Annotated in this window: 19 protein-coding genes, 1 tRNA gene and 1 pseudogene; 6 read left to right on the top strand and 15 right to left on the bottom strand. The window is 65.5% G+C overall.

The window, feature by feature from the left end; translation table 11 throughout:
• Window positions 1-63 precede the first annotated feature (63 nt).
• A complete protein-coding gene (locus tag HZR14_RS03060; RefSeq protein WP_181691399.1) occupies window positions 64-246 on the top strand; it encodes a DUF7859 family protein in 183 nt (60 codons plus the stop codon).
• Between the two features lie 51 nt (window positions 247-297).
• Here the strand turns inward: HZR14_RS03060 and HZR14_RS03055 are convergent, their stop codons facing one another.
• Window positions 298-507: a DUF7535 family protein gene (locus tag HZR14_RS03055; protein WP_181691398.1), complete on the bottom strand. Its 210-nt coding sequence runs from the start codon at window positions 505-507 to the stop codon at window positions 298-300.
• A gap of 122 nt (window positions 508-629) precedes the next feature.
• On the opposite strand from HZR14_RS03055, the gene leuS reads away from it, so the two are divergent.
• Window positions 630-3,293, top strand: a complete 2,664-nt coding sequence (leuS, locus tag HZR14_RS03050) for a leucine--tRNA ligase (protein WP_181691397.1) — start codon at window positions 630-632, stop codon at window positions 3,291-3,293.
• Window positions 3,294-3,459: 166 nt separating this feature from the next.
• Here the strand turns inward: leuS and HZR14_RS03045 are convergent, their stop codons facing one another.
• Both HZR14_RS03045 and HZR14_RS03040 read right to left on the bottom strand, forming a co-directional pair.
• A complete protein-coding gene (locus tag HZR14_RS03045) occupies window positions 3,460-3,873 on the bottom strand; it encodes an ArsR/SmtB family transcription factor (protein WP_220132420.1) in 414 nt (137 codons plus the stop codon).
• Window positions 3,874-3,988: 115 nt separating this feature from the next.
• Complete coding sequence (locus tag HZR14_RS03040; protein WP_181691395.1) at window positions 3,989-5,719, bottom strand: excinuclease ABC subunit C; 1,731 nt, start codon at window positions 5,717-5,719, stop codon at window positions 3,989-3,991.
• A 97-nt stretch (window positions 5,720-5,816) separates the two neighbouring features.
• Between HZR14_RS03040 and HZR14_RS03035 the strand changes: the two genes are divergently transcribed.
• Complete coding sequence (locus tag HZR14_RS03035; protein ID WP_181691394.1) at window positions 5,817-6,344, top strand: DUF7097 family protein; 528 nt, start codon at window positions 5,817-5,819, stop codon at window positions 6,342-6,344.
• Window positions 6,345-6,419: 75 nt separating this feature from the next.
• The gene (locus tag HZR14_RS03030; protein WP_181691393.1) at window positions 6,420-6,590 is read left to right on the top strand and encodes a DUF7556 family protein; all 171 of its coding nucleotides are present in this window, start codon (window positions 6,420-6,422) and stop codon (window positions 6,588-6,590) included.
• A gap of 34 nt (window positions 6,591-6,624) precedes the next feature.
• On the opposite strand, the gene HZR14_RS03025 is transcribed toward HZR14_RS03030, so the two are convergent.
• Complete coding sequence (locus tag HZR14_RS03025) at window positions 6,625-7,062, bottom strand: bifunctional nuclease family protein (protein ID WP_181691392.1); 438 nt, start codon at window positions 7,060-7,062, stop codon at window positions 6,625-6,627.
• 169 nt (window positions 7,063-7,231) lie between these two features.
• Here HZR14_RS03025 and HZR14_RS03020 point away from each other — a divergent pair, with 169 nt between their 5' ends.
• Together HZR14_RS03020 and HZR14_RS03015 are read left to right on the top strand one after the other, a co-directional pair.
• Window positions 7,232-7,438, top strand: a complete 207-nt coding sequence (locus HZR14_RS03020; RefSeq protein WP_181691391.1) for a DUF8081 domain-containing protein — start codon at window positions 7,232-7,234, stop codon at window positions 7,436-7,438.
• Between the two features lie 283 nt (window positions 7,439-7,721).
• A complete protein-coding gene (locus HZR14_RS03015; RefSeq protein WP_181691390.1) occupies window positions 7,722-7,949 on the top strand; it encodes a DUF8142 family protein in 228 nt (75 codons plus the stop codon).
• A gap of 275 nt (window positions 7,950-8,224) precedes the next feature.
• Here the strand turns inward: HZR14_RS03015 and HZR14_RS03010 are convergent, their stop codons facing one another.
• The 11 genes and pseudogenes from HZR14_RS03010 to HZR14_RS02965 all read right to left on the bottom strand — a co-directional run bounded on the left by HZR14_RS03010 (window position 8,225) and on the right by HZR14_RS02965 (window position 16,730).
• Entirely contained in the window at window positions 8,225-9,481 is a 1,257-nt protein-coding gene (locus HZR14_RS03010) for an RNA-guided endonuclease InsQ/TnpB family protein (RefSeq protein WP_181691534.1), read from the bottom strand.
• A gap of 195 nt (window positions 9,482-9,676) precedes the next feature.
• Window positions 9,677-9,761, bottom strand: a tRNA-Ser gene (locus HZR14_RS03005).
• A gap of 115 nt (window positions 9,762-9,876) precedes the next feature.
• Complete coding sequence (locus tag HZR14_RS03000) at window positions 9,877-10,695, bottom strand: bacteriorhodopsin (protein ID WP_370464948.1); 819 nt, start codon at window positions 10,693-10,695, stop codon at window positions 9,877-9,879.
• A gap of 170 nt (window positions 10,696-10,865) precedes the next feature.
• Window positions 10,866-11,264, bottom strand: coding sequence for a Brp/Blh family beta-carotene 15,15'-dioxygenase (locus tag HZR14_RS14335; RefSeq protein ID WP_370464945.1), 399 nt, complete (start codon window positions 11,262-11,264; stop codon window positions 10,866-10,868).
• Window positions 11,251-11,835: pseudogene (locus HZR14_RS14330) on the bottom strand (Brp/Blh family beta-carotene 15,15'-dioxygenase); the annotation flags it as partial. The gene HZR14_RS14335 and the pseudogene HZR14_RS14330, both read right to left, overlap by 14 nt.
• Window positions 11,836-11,917: 82 nt before the next feature.
• Window positions 11,918-12,763, bottom strand: a complete 846-nt coding sequence (locus HZR14_RS02990; RefSeq protein WP_181691388.1) for a lycopene cyclase domain-containing protein — start codon at window positions 12,761-12,763, stop codon at window positions 11,918-11,920.
• A complete protein-coding gene (locus HZR14_RS02985; RefSeq protein WP_181691387.1) occupies window positions 12,760-12,936 on the bottom strand; it encodes a hypothetical protein in 177 nt (58 codons plus the stop codon). Before HZR14_RS02985 ends, HZR14_RS02990 begins: the two co-directional genes overlap by 4 nt.
• Before the next feature lie 42 nt (window positions 12,937-12,978).
• Complete coding sequence (locus tag HZR14_RS02980) at window positions 12,979-15,003, bottom strand: bacterio-opsin activator domain-containing protein (RefSeq protein WP_181691386.1); 2,025 nt, start codon at window positions 15,001-15,003, stop codon at window positions 12,979-12,981.
• A 52-nt stretch (window positions 15,004-15,055) separates the two neighbouring features.
• Window positions 15,056-15,487, bottom strand: coding sequence for a universal stress protein (locus HZR14_RS02975; RefSeq protein ID WP_181691385.1), 432 nt, complete (start codon window positions 15,485-15,487; stop codon window positions 15,056-15,058).
• Between the two features lie 44 nt (window positions 15,488-15,531).
• On the bottom strand, window positions 15,532-15,948 hold the full coding sequence (locus tag HZR14_RS02970; protein ID WP_181691384.1) for a universal stress protein: 417 nt from the start codon (window positions 15,946-15,948) through the stop codon (window positions 15,532-15,534).
• Between the two features lie 56 nt (window positions 15,949-16,004).
• The gene (locus HZR14_RS02965) at window positions 16,005-16,730 is read right to left on the bottom strand and encodes a creatininase family protein (RefSeq protein WP_181691383.1); all 726 of its coding nucleotides are present in this window, start codon (window positions 16,728-16,730) and stop codon (window positions 16,005-16,007) included.
• Between the last annotated feature and the right edge of the window lie 8 nt (window positions 16,731-16,738).

Genomic DNA, 16,738 nt, shown 5'->3' with positions numbered 1-16,738 from the left:
GCGGAGGGCGGGACGCGGTCCGATCCCCGAAACGATTTTGTCTCGGGGGCGTAAGGACCGGGTATGACAGTCCCCGTCCCGACGACTACGGCTGTCGGCGTCCCGCTATCGCTTTTTTTCGGCGTCGATCCCGTGTTGGTCGGCATCATTCTGGTGCTCTTGCTCGTCGTCTTCGCGCTGTTTCTGTTCATCCGGAAGACGATCGTCAGTTTCTCCGAGGGGATGCGCGAAAGCAGACGGAAGTGACGCGTCTCGTATCCGAGCGACGGCGGATCGCGTCCGATCTCGCCGGCAGGATCACTCCCAGGAGACGCGCTGTCGGACACCCTCCAGCGTCTTCGAGATCATCCAGACGACAGCGAAAAACGGTACGAGGGGAAGCAATACGACGAGTATCCCCGCCGCCGCCGCGATCTTGGGGTTGGCCAGTTGATCGTCCTCGCCCTCCGAGGTCCGTATCGAGTGTACCACCCCTCGCAGCCGCCTCACTGTGATATCTCGGATCATACCTTCTCGTTCGGCCCCCGAGGGTATCACCGTTGGTGATAGTTCCCGACCCGCGGGAACGTGACCGCGGGATGGAAAGTTTAAGGGCCGAACCGACGGAAGGTCGGTGTACCTTCCTCTCTATGTACGACGACGGATACGACCACGCCGCGGTCGAACGACGCTGGCAGGAGGCCTGGGACGACGCCTCCGCGTATCGGACCCCCGACGACGTCGAGGATCCGACGTACGTCCTCGGGATGTACCCGTACCCCTCCGGACAGCTCCACATGGGACACGTCCGGAACTACACCATAACGGACGCCTACGCCCGGTATCGCCGGATGTGTGGCGACGACGTCCTCCATCCGATGGGATGGGACGCGTTCGGACTCCCCGCCGAAAACGCCGCCAAGGAGCGCGACACCAGTCCTCGCGACTGGACCTTCGATTGTATCGAAACCATGAAGCGCCAGATGGAGTCGATGGGCTTCGGCTACGACTGGGAACGGGAGATCACGACCTGTACCCCGGAGTACTACAAGTGGAACCAGTGGCTCTTTTTGCGCTTTTTGCGGGAGGGCCTCGCCGAGCGCCGCGACGCCGAGGTCAACTGGTGTCCCGAGTGTGAGACCGTGTTGGCCGACGAGCAGGTCGAGGGGGACGACGAACGCTGTTGGCGCTGTGAGACGCCCGTCGAACGGCGCGAGCTCGAACAGTGGTTCCTCTCGATCACGGAGTACGCCGACGAACTGGTCGACGCCATCGACGGGTTGGAGGGATGGCCCGACTCCGTCCGACAGATGCAACGCAACTGGATCGGCCGTCAGACGGGAACACGCCTCGAGTTCGACGTCTCGGGGGCCGGCGAGGAGTACGGCGGGGTCGAGGCGTTCACAACCCGCGTCGACACCATCTTCGGGGCGACGTTCTTCGCGTTGGCCCCGGATCATCCGATCACCGAGGACCTGACCGAGACCGACGAGTCGGTTCAGGCGTTTCTCGAACACGAAGCCGACCCGGAGGGCGACGAGCCGAACGGCGTCGAGACGGATCTGACGGCCACGAACCCCGTCACGGGCGAGGAGCTGCCCGTGTTTGTCGCCGACTTCGTCCTCTCGGACGTCGGTACAGGCGCGCTGATGGGCGTGCCCGGCCACGACACCCGCGACCACGTCTTCGCGGAGAAGATGGGTATCGACGTCCGGCCGGTGATAGCGCCCGCCCCCGACGGTGGCGAGGCCGAGCCCCCCGACGTGAGCGAGGAGGCCTACACCGAGGACGGCGTCCTCGTCAACTCCGGGGAGTACTCGGGGCTCGAAAGTGCCGAGGCGCGCGAGCGGCTGACCGAGGACGTCGACGTTGCCGACTACCACACCCAGTACCGACTGCGCGATTGGGGCATCTCCAGACAGCGCTACTGGGGGACCCCGATCCCGATCGTCCACTGCGAGGCGTGCGGGGCGGTGCCGGTCCCCGAGGGTGAGCTCCCGGTCGAGTTGCCGGAGTTCATAAACACTACCGGCAACCCCCTCGACGCCGCCGAGGAGTGGAAGCAGACGGCGTGTCCCGACTGCGGTGCCGACGCCGAACGCGAGACCGACACGATGGACACTTTCGTCGACTCCTCGTGGTACTTCCTGCGGTACGTCTCCCCCGACCTCGGGGACGCTCCCTTCGATCTCGGTCGGGCCAACGACTGGATGCCGGTCGATCAGTACGTCGGCGGCATCGAGCACGCCGTGATGCATCTCCTGTACTCGCGGTTCGTGACCAAGACGCTCGCCGACCACGAGGGGCTCGAACACCGCGAACCCTTCGAGAACCTGCTCGCCCAGGGGATGGTCCAACTCGACGGCGAGAAGATGTCGAAATCGAAGGGCAACGTCGTCTCCCCGCAGGCGATCGTCTCGGAGTACGGTGCCGACACCGCCCGGCTGTTCATGATGCAGGCCGCCCAGCCCGAGCGTGACTTCGATTGGTCCGAACAGGGCGTCCAGTCGGCCTACCGCTTCCTCTCGCGGCTCAAAGAACTCGTCGGGGCCTACGCCGGCGGCGGGATCGAGACGACGGCCGAGACCGACTCGATCGCGGAGTACGTCGAAGACGAAACCGGGGCCGCCGTCGTCGTCGCAACCGAGGAGTACGACGGGCTGGTGTTCAACACTGCCGTCCGCGAGGCCCAATCACTCGTCAGCACGCTCAGACAGTACCGCGAGTACGCGGCGGTCCACGAGGAGACGTTCGAACGCGCGCTGTCGGTCTCGATCCGGCTGCTCGCGCCCGTTACCCCCCACGTCTGCGAGGAGTTGTGGGAGACGCTCGGCGAGGACGGCTTCGTCGTCGACGCGGACTGGCCCGACTCGGACGCCGACCGCGAGACCGCCGAGAAACGTCGACGGCTCGTCGAGAATACCCGTGAGGACGTCCGACAGATCGTCGACGTCGCCGGCATCGACGACCCCGAACGGATCGACATCGTCGTCACGCCCGAGTGGAAACACGAGGCGCTGAACGTCGCCATCGACAGCGACGCGCCGAACGTCATCGGGGCGTTGATGCAACGCGACGAAATCAAACGCCACGGCGAGGCGGCGGCCGCCTACGGCCAGAACCTCCAAGAGAGCCGTGAGGCGCTCCAGCGGACGCTCGATCCCGACACCGAACTCGACGCGTTGGAGTCGGCTGCCTGGCTGATCGAGCGGGAGTTCGACGCCGACGTGCGCGTCCTCGCCGCCGAAGACGCGCCCGACGACGTCCGAGAGAAGGCGGAACCGTCGCGGCCGGCGATCGATATCGTGGAGTGATACTGCCGGCGGGACGTCCGTGAGCCCCTCGTCTTGGAGGGCGGCCAGTACCCTTCCCGCCATCAGTATCGACGCGCCGTTTCACAGGCGTCGTTTCCCGTCCGCCAGCGGAGCTCCGACGCCAATCACGCCAGCGGAGCGGACAAGGTGACTCCGTCCCCGAATGTCAGCGCTTCTCTTCGAGGTCCGTTCCGCCGTCGGTCGAAATCCGGGTCGGCGTCGACGTCCCCTCGCCGACCCCGGTGTCATCCTCGAGACGGTCGCTGCCGTCGACGTCGTAATCGAGGGACAGCGCGCCCGAGCCGTCGATCGTGAGGGTTATTTCGCCCCGGCCCAGGAGATACTCCCAGGGATTCCGGTTCTCCGGCCGTATTCGCACCCGTTCTGTCAACAGACCCGCCTCGACCAGTCGTTCGACCTTTCGATACGCTGTGGACGTCGGGATGCCACACCGGTCGGCCAGTTCCGACACCGTTGCGGAGTCACCTGCCGTAGCCTCGAGGATATCCCGCGACGTAGCGTCCGCGAGCGCGGACAGCATGTCCGCTGCTTCCGGCCGTGTGGTGTCCGAGTTCCTCATGATTGATTTATGCATTTCGGCTTAAAACGTGTATCGACCAGTCCCAAAAGCGGAGACGGGTCGTCCAGACGGGGCTGCTGACGGGAGAGGGCGAGTGAGATAAGTCACACGGAGATCAGAGGGCCCGATCGATCGTCTCGGCGGTCGCCGCACCGACGCCGTCGACGGTTTCGAGTTCCTCGGCCGACGCGGCGCGAACGCCCTCGACGCTACCGAAGCGCCCGAGGAGCCGGTTTCGGAGTTCGGGGCCGACGCCCGGGACCTCGTCCAGCGGCGTCGAGACCGTATCACGGACGGTTCGGTGGTACTGGACGGCAAAGCGGTGGGCCTCGTCGCGAACGCGCTGGAGGAGGTGTAACGCGGGATCGTCGTCGTCCCACGTACGGCTCCCGTCGGCGGTGATCACGCGTTCTTCGGCCTTCGCGAGGGCGATCACGGGGACGTCCCAGCCGGTCTCGGCGAGCGCCTCGCGTGCGGCGTTCCGCTGGCCCGCCCCGCCATCGATCAACAGTAGATCCGGATCGGGGCGGTCGTCGCGGCCCCCGATCGCCCGCTCGGCGCGCCATCGGAGCAGGAGGTTCATGTTCGCGTAGTCGTCGTTGGTCTCCTCGAGTTTCTTCCGGCGGTAGCCGCGCTTGTCGGGGTCGCCGCCGACGAAGACGACGTCGCTCCCGACGACCGAACGGCCGCCCGCGTGGCTCACGTCGAAGCCCTCGATCCGGTCGATCCGGTCGATGCCGAGCCGTCGGGCGAGTTCGCCCGTGGGGTCGGCCTCGCCGACCCGACGGCTGGCGTTCTTGATCGCCAACTCGACGAGCGTCGCCTCCCGGCCCGCCCCGGGTACGCGGACCGAGACGCCCTCGGCGTCGAGCCAGCGATCGAGGTCCGGATCGTCGTAGCGCTCCGGCAACAGGAGCGCGTCCGGCAGCGGTCGGTCGGCGTAGAACTGCGGAACGAAAGCGGCGAGGACGGCTCCGGTACCGGCACCCGACTCGGGAGCGTCGACGCGGTGGCGCTCACGATCGACCAGTTTGCCGCCCTCGCTGTGGAGTCGTGCGACGGTCGCTTCCGCCCCTTCACTCGCGACGCCGAGAACGTCGACGAACTCCTCGCCGCGCCCGACCACGGCGTCGCCGCCGCCACCGTGAAACGCCTCGACGGCGTCGAGTTCGTCCCGAAGCGCCGCCGCGCGCTCGAAGGAGTGCTCCTCCGCGGCAGCCCCCATCCGCCGCCGCAGCGGCTCCGCGAGGACGCCCGTCTCACCCTCCAGGAACCGGATCGCGGATTCGACGTCCTCGAGGTAAGCGTCGGCGGAAATTTCGCCGGTACAGGGGGCGGTACACAGCCCCATCTCGTGGTCGAGACAGGGCCGGTCGCGGTTCCGGTATTTGTGGTCCGAACACCCCCTGAGGCCGTAGACCCGTCGAACGGACTTGAGTACCGTCTCGACGCGTCCCTTATCCGTGAAGGGGCCGAAGACGGTCGCGCCGTCCTCGGGATCGCGCGTGATCTCGATCCGGGGCGCGTCGTGATCCGTGATCGCGACGAGGGGGTAGGACTTGTCGTCCTTCAGTCGGACGTTGTATCGTGGCTGATGGCGTTTTATCAGGTTGGCCTCGAGCAACAGCGCCTGCGTCTCGGTGTCGGTGACGGCGAAGTCGATCCGCACCGCGGCTTCGACCATCCGACGGATCCGCTCGCTGCGTGGATCGGTGTACGACCGGACCCGGTCGCGGATATCGACCGCCTTTCCGACGTACAACACCCGTTCGCCGGCTTCGAACTGATAGACGCCCGGATCGTCGGGAAGCTCCGACGCCCGAGCACTGACCGCCGCCGCGTCCATATCGAACGGTCGGGCCGCGGTCGTATCAGCGTGACGCGTCGAGCGCGTCGGGTGCGTCCGGCCGAACGTTCAGGTAGTCGAAGAACGAATCCCCCGCATGGAGAAGACACCGCGGGGGACCTCCGTCGGCGTCGACGACCCATACGCCGTCGTCGAACGGTGTGATTTCCTCGCCGACGACGGGCGCTGTCGGTACGCCGCCGAACACGGCCACAGCGACCCCGAGTTCTCACGGAAGCGCTACGCCGACGGCCTTCGGTGTCCGGCCGCCGATCCCGAGGGCGAGTGGGCCTGGAGGGACTGTCCGAAGTTCCGTGCCACCGATACGTCGCGGACGTGTCGGCGCTGTGGGCTCGAAGAGCGACGGTTGGCGGGCGAAGAGACCCGCCCGTTACTGGAAGAGCACCACCTCGAATACCCCGACGACGGTCGAACGGAGCTGGCACACGAGATCACGGTGTCGCTGTGTCGGTGGTGTCACGCGAAGGTCCACGGTTCGTGGGCACGGGTCGACGACGACGCCGCGCCCGATCCGGATGGCGTGGCGGCCGCCGAGGGACGGCGCTCGAAGGAACGCTCGGAGTTCGCGTTCGAGTCCGCCGCGGATCGATACGACGACGGGTGATCGTATGTCCGCCCCGCAGGGGAGACATTCCGGCATTTCGCAAGAATATTATCCGACCGGCGTGTTCGACCGGATATGGTGGAGAGGGCCGGGGACACGGTGGAGAGGGCCGGGGACAGAAACGTTCAGGAAGCCTACGACTACTACGAGGGACGGTCCGCGTTCGTCATCGCCGACGTCGGGACTGACGGGGCCTGGATCGCGGTTCCGAGGGGGCAGGAGGCCTCCGTCGAAACCTGCCGGTGACGGCCACCCCGGCCCGGACGTCGTGACGCTACGCTCACCGGACTTCGAAGGCGTCGGGCGGGCGGCCCGCCTCGTCGAGAACGTCGCCGCCGACGAGGATCGGGCATTCGACTCTGAGAGCCAACGCGATCGCATCGCTGGGGCGGGCATCGAACGTGAGTTCGTGTCGCGCCCCCGCCGAGTACCGTTCCGTATCGATCTTTCCCAAGAACGTGTTGTCCGAGAGCCCGTCGATCCGGACCCGGTCGATCGCTCCACCGAACTCGGTCAGCATCTCGACGAACAGGTCGTGGGTGAGCGGGCGCTCGAAGGGGCGGCCTTCGAGCGCGTGTGAGATGGATTTCGCCTGATCGGGACTGATAAAGATCGGAAGAACCTCCCCCCGTGCCCGAAGGACGACGACCGGTGACCCCTCGCTCCCCTCCTCGTCGACGCTGACTCCGAGACCACGGACGGTCGCCTCGTGTGTCATTGTCTCTCGTTTTGTCGAGCGCAATCAAAGCCTTTCGCCTCCAGCGTTCATACTACCGGACGTACTTTCGTACATATCCGAATCGTTTAGATAGACGAAACCGTGCCGTAACACGACTCTCAGAGATGCCCGATTCACGTCGGTACGTCCGGCAGTATCAGGCTCCGACGTGGAAGAAAGCTACGTCGTCGCCGCGAAACCCTCCGCCGGACGGGTCAGCGGCGCGGTCGGCGAGTGGGTCGCCGAATCGGGATACCGCCGCCGGTTCGACTCGAAGGCGGCGGCTCGTGAGTGGGCCCGCGAGGCCAGCCTCGAGGGCCGGACGCTGTGGATTCATACCGGTAGACGAAATCAAATGAAACCGACTCACGAGTGATCCGCCGTTCGCTCCGTCGAACGGCGTGATCCTCGTGCGTCGTGTGTACATTCTTTTGTCCGTCAGTATCAGGACGCCCATCCGCTCGACCGAGACGGCGTAGACGGCTACTTCCCGGCTCGCCGGAGCAGCCTCCGGGGCAACGAGACGGGGGCGAACAGATCGGGGTCTCGGCGCTCCGGTAGCGGCCACATCGGTCCCGTGGACGGCCCGCACACTCCCCGGCGACGGCAGTCCATATGAGACCGGCGCCCTTTTGATCGAACCGCCCCGTGTTCGGAGTATGGGCGACGTGAACGATCCCAGCGAACGCTCCTCGGGGAGCCGGAAGGCCGCCGTGATCGTCATTCCGCTTTGTATACTCGGGATCGGGAACGTCCTGTTGATCCTCCAGTGGGACATGAACCCGATCTGGGGTGCGCTCTTGGTTCCGCCGGTGATCTTCATCTCCGCGCTTGGATGGATCGCCATCGAGGGCGGTATCGCCGGCGACAGATCGGGCGTCGAGTGACGTCTCCGCCCTCCGCAAGCGGCTGGGTTCTCCCGTTTCTCGACGGTAGCGCTCTGCGTCGCTGTCCGGGTGGTTTGCCAGCTATAGTGAACATCGCAACTATGTACACATCGATCGCACTGACAGCGTGCGGTCGAGTGTGTATTGTCTTCCGATCGCTACTACAATTCAGCGAGGGAGTCCCGCCGTTCACCGCAGGATAGGTGGTGACCTCCTCCTCGCCGTAAACGGCGAGGCTTCCCGAACCGCACCGCAGCGTTGGGATATTTGCTGGTCTACGGTCGTACCTGTTCTTGTGGGGCTACGCTCCCCGTCTGTTTATCGAACAGGCGGACCCATGGCTGGGCCAGACAGCCGTTACTCCTATCCTGTGACGGACTCGGAGTTACCGTCTTTCGCATATTTTCAGCCGCATTCAGGTCACTATTTGCGACCAGGTCGCAGTTCTCACAGACGTATAAGCCACGTTCAACACGGTTTGAATCCGCTTTCATCCCGCACACACAACATGTCTTCGACGTTTTCAGCCCTGCCTCATCAACACGCTCTACGTCAATCCCGTGTTGTTCGGCTTTGTACTCAATGTGACTCAGCAGGGTTTCAAACGCCCAGTCGTGCAGACGCTTGTTCCCGTGACGCCCCCAGTCTTCATCCTCACGAATGTCCTTCGGATGCCCGACCGCTATCGTCACCACGCTACGTTCAGCACATTGCTCGACGATGTCTTTCGAGAGAGCGTGCAGGAAGTGAGCCTGTCGCTGTGATTTCTTTCGACGTGCCCACTCAGCATGGTTGCTGGGGCCGTTTTCGCCTTCCGTATCGTATTCTTTTTGTCGGAAGTAGCGGGCGTCTTCTTTCAGGGCATTCCCTGGATACAGCAGTGTCTCGTCACCGACGGAGACAGCGGCAGTGTTGCAGATACCGAGGTCAACACCAGCCGTCTTCTCACCAGACGAGTCGGCGGCGTCAATACTGACTTTGCAGACGAAGTGCAGTTCCCACTGGTCGCCGTTCCAGACGGTTCGGACCTGTTGTACGTCTTCTACGTCGGTCAGGTCTGTGTCTGGACCAGTGTCGTATTCGCAGAGGATGAAGTCGCTCCAGTCGTCTTTGAGGTTCTTGCCTTTCGAGAGACGGACCTGCTGATGTTTCGTATCGAGTTTGAACCCGTCTTCTTTGAACGTGACCGTGCTACGTGGTCGTTCATCGCCGTCTTTGCGGTAGCCCGGTGGGTTGGCGTCTGGATCGTTTTGTTCGAACCACGACTGGAAAGCGCCAGCCAATTCTTCGACGATTGCCTGGCTTGATTGGGCATTCAAATCTTTCCAGCACTGTTGGTTCTTCATGTAGGACTTGAGCGGTCCTTCATCGGGTATTTCTCCGGTGTGGTCCCAGATGCGGCCAGCGGTCCACCGAGCTACATTCCAGATTTTACTGCCGGAACGAGCGAGTGAATCAAGATCACGCACGACACCCTCACGGTCGTTGGTAAGTGCCGCTGTAATGGTACGTGTCGTGACCAGATTCACTATACATAGCCTATGACAGCGTAATTACTTAATGACCTCGGCCAGCGTTGAATATCCAGCCAGTAGGAACAAGGGTGATATCTTCCCAGAGTTTACGCGATTCACTCCCGCCCTGTTCGTTCCTCGGTTCCGACAGAACGTCGGAACGCTCGTCACTCACGAGAAGGGCGGGATTCTCTCGCTGTATCAAGATAGAAGCGCCGAGGGTGAGATTTGAACTCACGTGTCCTGACGGACAGTTGCTCTCGAAGCAACCGCCTTGGCCGGGCTAGGCTACCTCGGCTCGGTCGTACGTGGGTCGGTGGCGAGTTTATGCGTTTCGATCGACGGTCGAGAACAGGGCACGGCCGGGGCGAGCGAAAGAGCCGAAGCGGTACCCAGCCGTCGGCATCCGATGATCAGTCGTCGGCGGGTGCGGCCGAGGACGGAACGTCGAGGACGTCACCCGAGACGGCACTCTCGTTCGAGGTGACGTATCTGAGCAACAGGAACGCGAAGACGTACTTCGCGACGACGTCGAGCAGGCTGTAGGCCCACGAGGTGATGCCGACCGGCAGGACGGCGATTCCCTCGACGCCGAGCGCCCACACGATCGGGTAGCCGAGCCACAGGACGACCGTCAGGAGCTTCAGCGTGTTGAAGACGCTCGCGGTGCCGGCGGCCGCGGCGTCGGCGGGCCACTTCGCGAGCAGAACGTAGATGACGACCGCAAAGCACGCACAGCTGATGAAGTACCAGAACCACCGCAGGATGTGTGAGGAGGTCGTCAACGCGGCGGCGAGCCCCGTGATACACATCGCGATATCGAAGGTGATCGCGGTGAAGATAGACGTCGAATCCGAGCCCGCAAGCAGTCCGAGCGCGAGCAAGATCGCGGGCGTCGACAGCGCCCACGTCAGATACCGCCCCCACAGCGAGATGACGCCGTCGACCGGTTCGCCGCCGATCATCACCGACGCGTTCTCGGCCGCGTGTCCGGCCGGCATCTCGAGTACGCCGATCGTGAGCCCGGAGGCGAGTCCGGTGTAGCTCGCGACGGAAACAGTCGGGACGAGAAGCACCGAGACGGCGATGAGTTTCGCGCGGGGATCCTGGAGGTCCTTCGCCATGAAGACGAAGAACACCAGCGCCAGCCCCGCGAGGGCGATGTTTACGTACAGCGAACTCGCGAGGAGTGGATCCCCGAGGACGTACTCGAACAGTTCCGTCTGTGTCACCCCGGTCTGTTGGGGCGTGAGGACCGAGTCCGGTGCCGATAGCAGGGTCTTGTGTGTCATAACCGTACCCCACAGTTCGCCGACGACGGGAATGAAAGCCGAGCCTTACTAGTACGGTATGCGGCGTCCGGCTGTGTCGTATCGAGGACGGCGGGGGGCACCGATCCGCATCACGCCGGCGTCCAGATCCGCTGTTCGTAGTCCATCACGGTCACGACGACGACGTGCGGCAGCGTGAGCACCGCGATCAACACGAGGTAGGTCCCGACGAGCGCTAACGGGTCGGTGACCGTCCCGGGAACGACGAGATACAGCGATCCGAGCAGACCGAGTGAGACGGCGGTCAGGGGCGCGGCGTCCCGAACGAACGCCGATATCGCGGCCCCGTATCGCCGGGATTCGAGGGCGGCGGCGGCGGTCGGATCGACGGCGAGCAGTCGGACGATGTGCCGGAGGGCGTGCCAGACACAGAAGTACAGCCCGACCGCGAAGATCGGGGGGGACGGTCCAAAAGAAGGCGACGAGCAACCCGGTCTCGGCAGCGTCGACGTAGAGCGTACGACGGTCACCGCCGGCCGCCGAGACGACACCGATGGCGAGCGAGAGCGAGATGAGTCCGGCGATTACGGCCGCGACTGCCAATCGAGCCCTCGGGGTGAAGACGGCCGAAAGCGCCGCCGGGGCCGCCGGGTCGAACAGCCCCGCAAGCGTCCCGACGACGAGTTCGTACTGCTCGGGGAACGAGACGAACGGAACCCCCATCGGGAGCGCGCCCCGCGTCGCAGCCGTCAGGGCGCGTCCGATCCGGCCGGCAGGGTGTTCGCCCTCCGACAGCACGACGAGGGGATAGACGTCCCCTTGTCCCCAATGAGCCCACGTCAAAAGAACGAAGAACCCGACGGCTGCGGCGGGGTCGAGAAACCAGACGGCGGCGTATCCCCCACCGACGAGGAGATACAGCACGCCGACGGTGGCCAGCCACCGACCGGTGACCGCCTCGCCGCGGGTCCGGGGGATCGCGAGGTGGTCGATAGCACCGTGTGGGAGGCCGAGGACGACGACACTGACGGCGAGCGGAACCAACTGGTAGGACTGCGGGAGCGAGAGACCGGCGGCGAAGCCGAGCGTCGTCGCGGCCACGACGGCCCAACCGGGCACGAAGGCGAGCCAAAACAGCACCGCCGTCGTTTCGGCCGGCCGGCGGGCGGCGACAGCCCGCCGGTCAGGTAGCGGTTCGGTCACGGTCCTCGCCCCCTTCGGTCTCGGTCGCGGCTACCGGCGTGCGGGAGGGACACAGCTTCTCGAAGGCGGGGGGTACGGCCGCCCGGACGTCGGGAGCGACCGTCGGCCACTGGTCGACGAGCCACAGGTACAACACCAGCCCCTGGACGATGAAGGCGTTCGTGATGAAAAAAAAGAGCGCCTCCTCGATCGGCAGGCCGAACGGTGCGATCCCGACGGTATACGTATCGGAGAGGGTCCAGAGCCCGTTCGTGATCGCATACCAGTCGACGGCCCACAGATAGACGGTCGGGACGCCGATCCCGGCGGCGACGGCTTTCCAGGCACGGAGCAGGTGTGGCCACCCGAACGCCCACTGGATTGCGAGGATCGGCCCGGCCCACCCGAGGATCGCGCCCAGATACAGCGTCGAAGGCCCCGAAAGAACCAACCCGACACCGACCGCGACGACGGCGAGACCGGCCACGAGGCCGAGAGCCCGCGTCCCGATCGGAATCCGGAGGCCACCCTCGGTCGGGATATCGAGGTTGTAGAGCCATAGCGCGACCAACAGCGGCTGGAGAATAAAAAAGAGGTACTCCCCGATCGGCGCGGCCCAGACGTGGGCGGCAGTGACGCCCCCGCCGTACGTCCAGACGCCCTGCTCGATGAGGAGGTTGTCCCACGGCGTCGTGTATCCGACGGCTAACACGAGAATGACACCGAGGCCGGCGAACGGAACGCGGCCCCACGATGCGGCGGGACGGCGGTACGCGAGGAGCCCGACGAGCAGTATCGGCGGGAGAATGAATCGGAGGTGCAACCCGAGATACGTCGTCGGCGTCATCGTTTCCCCGGCCCGAGCGTCCCGATCGGTGCCTCCGTCGACCCGAGCGTCCCGGTCGGTGCCTCCGTCGACCCGAGCGTCCCGATCGGTGCCTCCGTCGACCCGAGTGCTCCGGCTGACTGCTCGGGACACGGCGTCGACAGGAACGTCCGGGACCGCGGGTCGGCTGTCATACGTACAAATCCGTCCGCGACGTACAAATCCGCGCCACCCGACTAGTTGGGCTTTCGCGGGAGTTTGACGTCTTCGAGGAGTTCCCCGATGATCTTCGATTGGGCGGCGCGGAGGTGCTGGTGGAACGTCGATCGGGTGATGCCCATCGAATCGGCGATGGACTCGCCGGAGACCGGGCGCGGCCACTCGAAGTAGTCGCTCAGATACGCCTTCTGGATCGCCTCGAGTTGTCTGTCCGTGAGGTTGGCGCGGAGCGACTCGGTGAGTTCCTTTCGGGAGTCCCGATCGCGCTCGCGCCGGCGCTGAGAGGACAGCGAGAGCCCCCCGTACCGGTCGAGGACGGCACCGACCACCGTATTGGGGTTTGTCGTCTGTGGGATCTCGATCCGGAGGTCGACGACGTCTCCGTCGGCCGACAGGGACCGGATCGAGCCGTTGTGATCGAGCACCGTCCGGACGACGGACGCCCCGGCCGGTACGATCTCGACGAGACACGCGTCGTCGTAGGAGGCGACCAGGCTCACGTTCGGCGGCCGGGACAGCGTCGCGGCGGCTTCCTCGATGTCGGCGAAGGCTGCCCCGGAGACGAGAGCCGACAGGACGAACTGGCCATCGCTACGGGAGACGGCACCCCGGTATGTGATCTCACAGTCCGCCTGGGCGGCCAACTCCGCAGGGACGGGAGCGGGGGGACGCCCGGTAAACGTCAACTCGAGGTACTCGTCGGTGGCCAACAGCCGCTGGTTCTGGAGGGCGTTGATGCCGGTCCCGATCACCCGACCGAGCGCCTCGAAGACCGCGGTCTCGTGGTCGTCGAGGGGGGCCGACTGGGAGACGTATACGACCAAAACGCCGTAATCCGCGTCGCGATACCGAAGCGGTATCGCCGCGAGTCCGCCGTCCGGGGGCGCAAAGCGGCCGTGTGGCGATTCCGGCCGCAACGATCCGGTTTCGGCGATCGTCACGGTCCCGTTCCGGATCGCCTCGTCGGCGGGGTCGTCGGGCGCATCGGCCGGGATAGCGGGTTCGTCGGCACCCCCACAGCCCGCCCGTTCGTTGACCACGATGCGGTCACTCGTCGCCTGCCGCGTCCCGAACCACGCGGCCTCGTAGTCGTTCGTCTCGAGGATCGCTTTACAGACGCGCTCCTCTAGCTCCGCTCGGGACGTGCTGTTGACCGTCGAGGCAGTCACGCGCTGGATGATGCCGTCGAGGCGGGCGAGAAGGCGTTCGCGGGCCCGCCGGTCGGCGCGGAGCTGTTCGGCCTGTCGCTGTGAGCGGAGTTCGATCTCCTTTCGTTCCGTGACGTCGGTTTGAAACCCAAGAAAGTGGGTGAGTTCGTCGTCGTCGTTCGTTACGGGCGCGATGTTCAACTGGTTCCAGAACGGCTCACCGTTCTTGCGGTAGTTGAGTATCTCGACGGAGATCGGTCGCCGATCGTCGACGGCCTGTCGGACCCGTTCGACCGTCTCGGGGTCGGTCCCCTCGCCCTGGAGGAACCGACAGTTCCGGCCGAGGATCTCGAAGGTATCGTATCCGGTGAGTCGTTCGAACGCGTCGTTGACGTATATGAGCGGCTCGTCGGATTCGTTGGGGTCGGCGACCGTGATCCCGACCGGCGCTTCGTCCATCGCCAACTCGGCGAGTTTCAGGTTCGCGGCGGTCGGGTCCGACTCGTCCACCGTCGTCGAGACGTGGTTCCGTCGCGCTTGCTCGATCGCCCGGTCGGCAATCCCGTCACCGCCCGAACCGTCGCTCGCGGGGACGTAGGCGGTCACGCCCGCGTCGATAGCCGCCTCGGCGACGGCCTCGTCGCCGTCCGCCGTGTATACGACGACCGGCAGCGCCGGGAACGACTCCCGGACCGACGCGAGGAGGTCGAGCCCGTCGCGAGCCGGGAGGTCGTAGTCGGTGACGACGCAGTCGGAGCCGGTCGTCTCGAGTACCTCGAGCGCGTCGTCAGCCCCCGAGACCACCGTCGTATCGACGATGTCGTCGGGAAACGACTCCAGAACGGCTCGGCGGGAGGGGGCCTCACCGACCAAGAGCACGTCGAATACGAGCATTGAACGGGGTATACGATCCCATCAGATAAAAGGCCCCCGCCGGTGGTCCGTATCAGGTCCCGCCGCCGATGACGACGACCGGGACCGGCGACGATTCGAGGAGCTGTTCGGCCGTTCCCCCGAGGACGAGTCGTTTGAACCCGGACCGACCGGTCGCACCGACGACGACCGCGTCGGCGTCAGTGCGTTCGGTCGCATCGAGGATCCGTTCCGGCGGCGGCCCCTCCTCGAGGGTGGTTTCGCACTCGACGCCCGCCTCGGTGGCTCTGGCCTCGGCGTCGGCGAGTGCCTCCTTCGCGTCGGCTCTGAGGTTCTCTCGGACCTCCTCGGGATCGACGATGGCGTTGTCGTAGGCAGTCCGGGTCTCGACAACGGAGAGAACGTGAAGCGTCGCCCCGGTCGAGGCGGCGAGTTCGAGAGCGTGATCGAGCGCGGCCGCGGCGTCGGAGCTGCCGTCGGTCGCGAAAAGAAGCGTCCCGTACATACCGCCGGGTAGGCCGTCTATTACCATAAATCCGGCTCCCGACGTCAGGGTGAGCGGCAGACGGTCACGGGGACGGGGGAACGGCGGACGACCGTTTCGGCGACGCTACCGAGGAGTATTCTGGAGATCCCGTCTCGGCCGTGGCTTCCGACGACGACGTGATCGACGTCGTGCTCGTCGGCGTATTCGACGACCGTGTGTGCGGGGCGGCCGACGACCGCGTCGGTCGTGATCGCAACGTCGGCGTCGGCGGCGTCGAGTGCCGCCTCCAGAACCGTCTCGGAGCGTTCTTCGGCGGCAGAGAGCCAGTCGTTGGTTCGTCCGGGTCCCCAAGCCGTCGCGCCGTCGACGGGGTCCATCACGTAGAGCGCGATGAACTCGGCGTCGGGAAAGCGTTCGAACGCGTACGCCAACGCGTCGTTCGAGGGCGCTGACCCATCGACGGGTACGAGGACACGCATACGCCGGGGTTGGGCGTAGAGATACATAAACACGGGCGGCACGTCCGGCCCGTCGGTCAGTGATCTCGGTTCGCCACCGCGGCGAGTAGCTCCGACAGTCCGGCCGCGGCCGCGGACAGGAGTCGCTCGCCGAGGTCGGCGTCACCGTCGCGAGGGTCACCGACGACACCGCTGTCGGTGAACGTATCGGAATCGTACGCGAGGTTGGTTCCCGCGACCCACTCTCCCCACTGCTCGGCCGCCCCGTCGGCGGCTTCCGCGACCCGGTCTTCGGAGATTAGTTCCGGAGCGAGATGACGAATCACCGCCGTCTCGGCCGGGCCGGCGTGGCCGAAGGAGTCGAACTCGACCGCGTCGAACCAGGTGTACCCGGCGGCGTAGGCGTCGCTGTCGCGGCTCACCCGGCCACAGAGTTCTCTGATCGCCTCGGTGTTGCCGCCGTGGCCGTTAACGACGACGATCCGATCGAACCCGTGGGAGGCGAGGCTCGTTATCGTCTCGCGGACGTAGGCCCGAAAGGCGTCCTCGGAGACCCAAAGCGTCCCGTCGAAGGCACGGTGCTCCTCTGCGATCCCCACCGGTATCGTCGGGCCGACGACCGGTCGGTCGCCGTGGGCATCGGCGTAGTCGTCCGCGCCGGCCGAAGCGATCGCTTCGGCCGTTATCGAATCGACGCCGAGCGGTGCGTGGGGCCCGTGCTGTTCGGTGCTACCGACCGGAAGAACCGCGAGATCGGTCTCGGCGTCACGGGCGTCGGTCCACGTCGCATCCGCAAGCCGCATCGGGAGGA

Origin of the sequence: Natronomonas salinimetallica (genome assembly GCF_013839515.1) — an archaeon.
Taxonomy (GTDB): domain Archaea; phylum Halobacteriota; class Halobacteria; order Halobacteriales; family Haloarculaceae; genus Natronomonas.
This window is presented reverse-complemented; position numbering and strand designations above follow the sequence as displayed.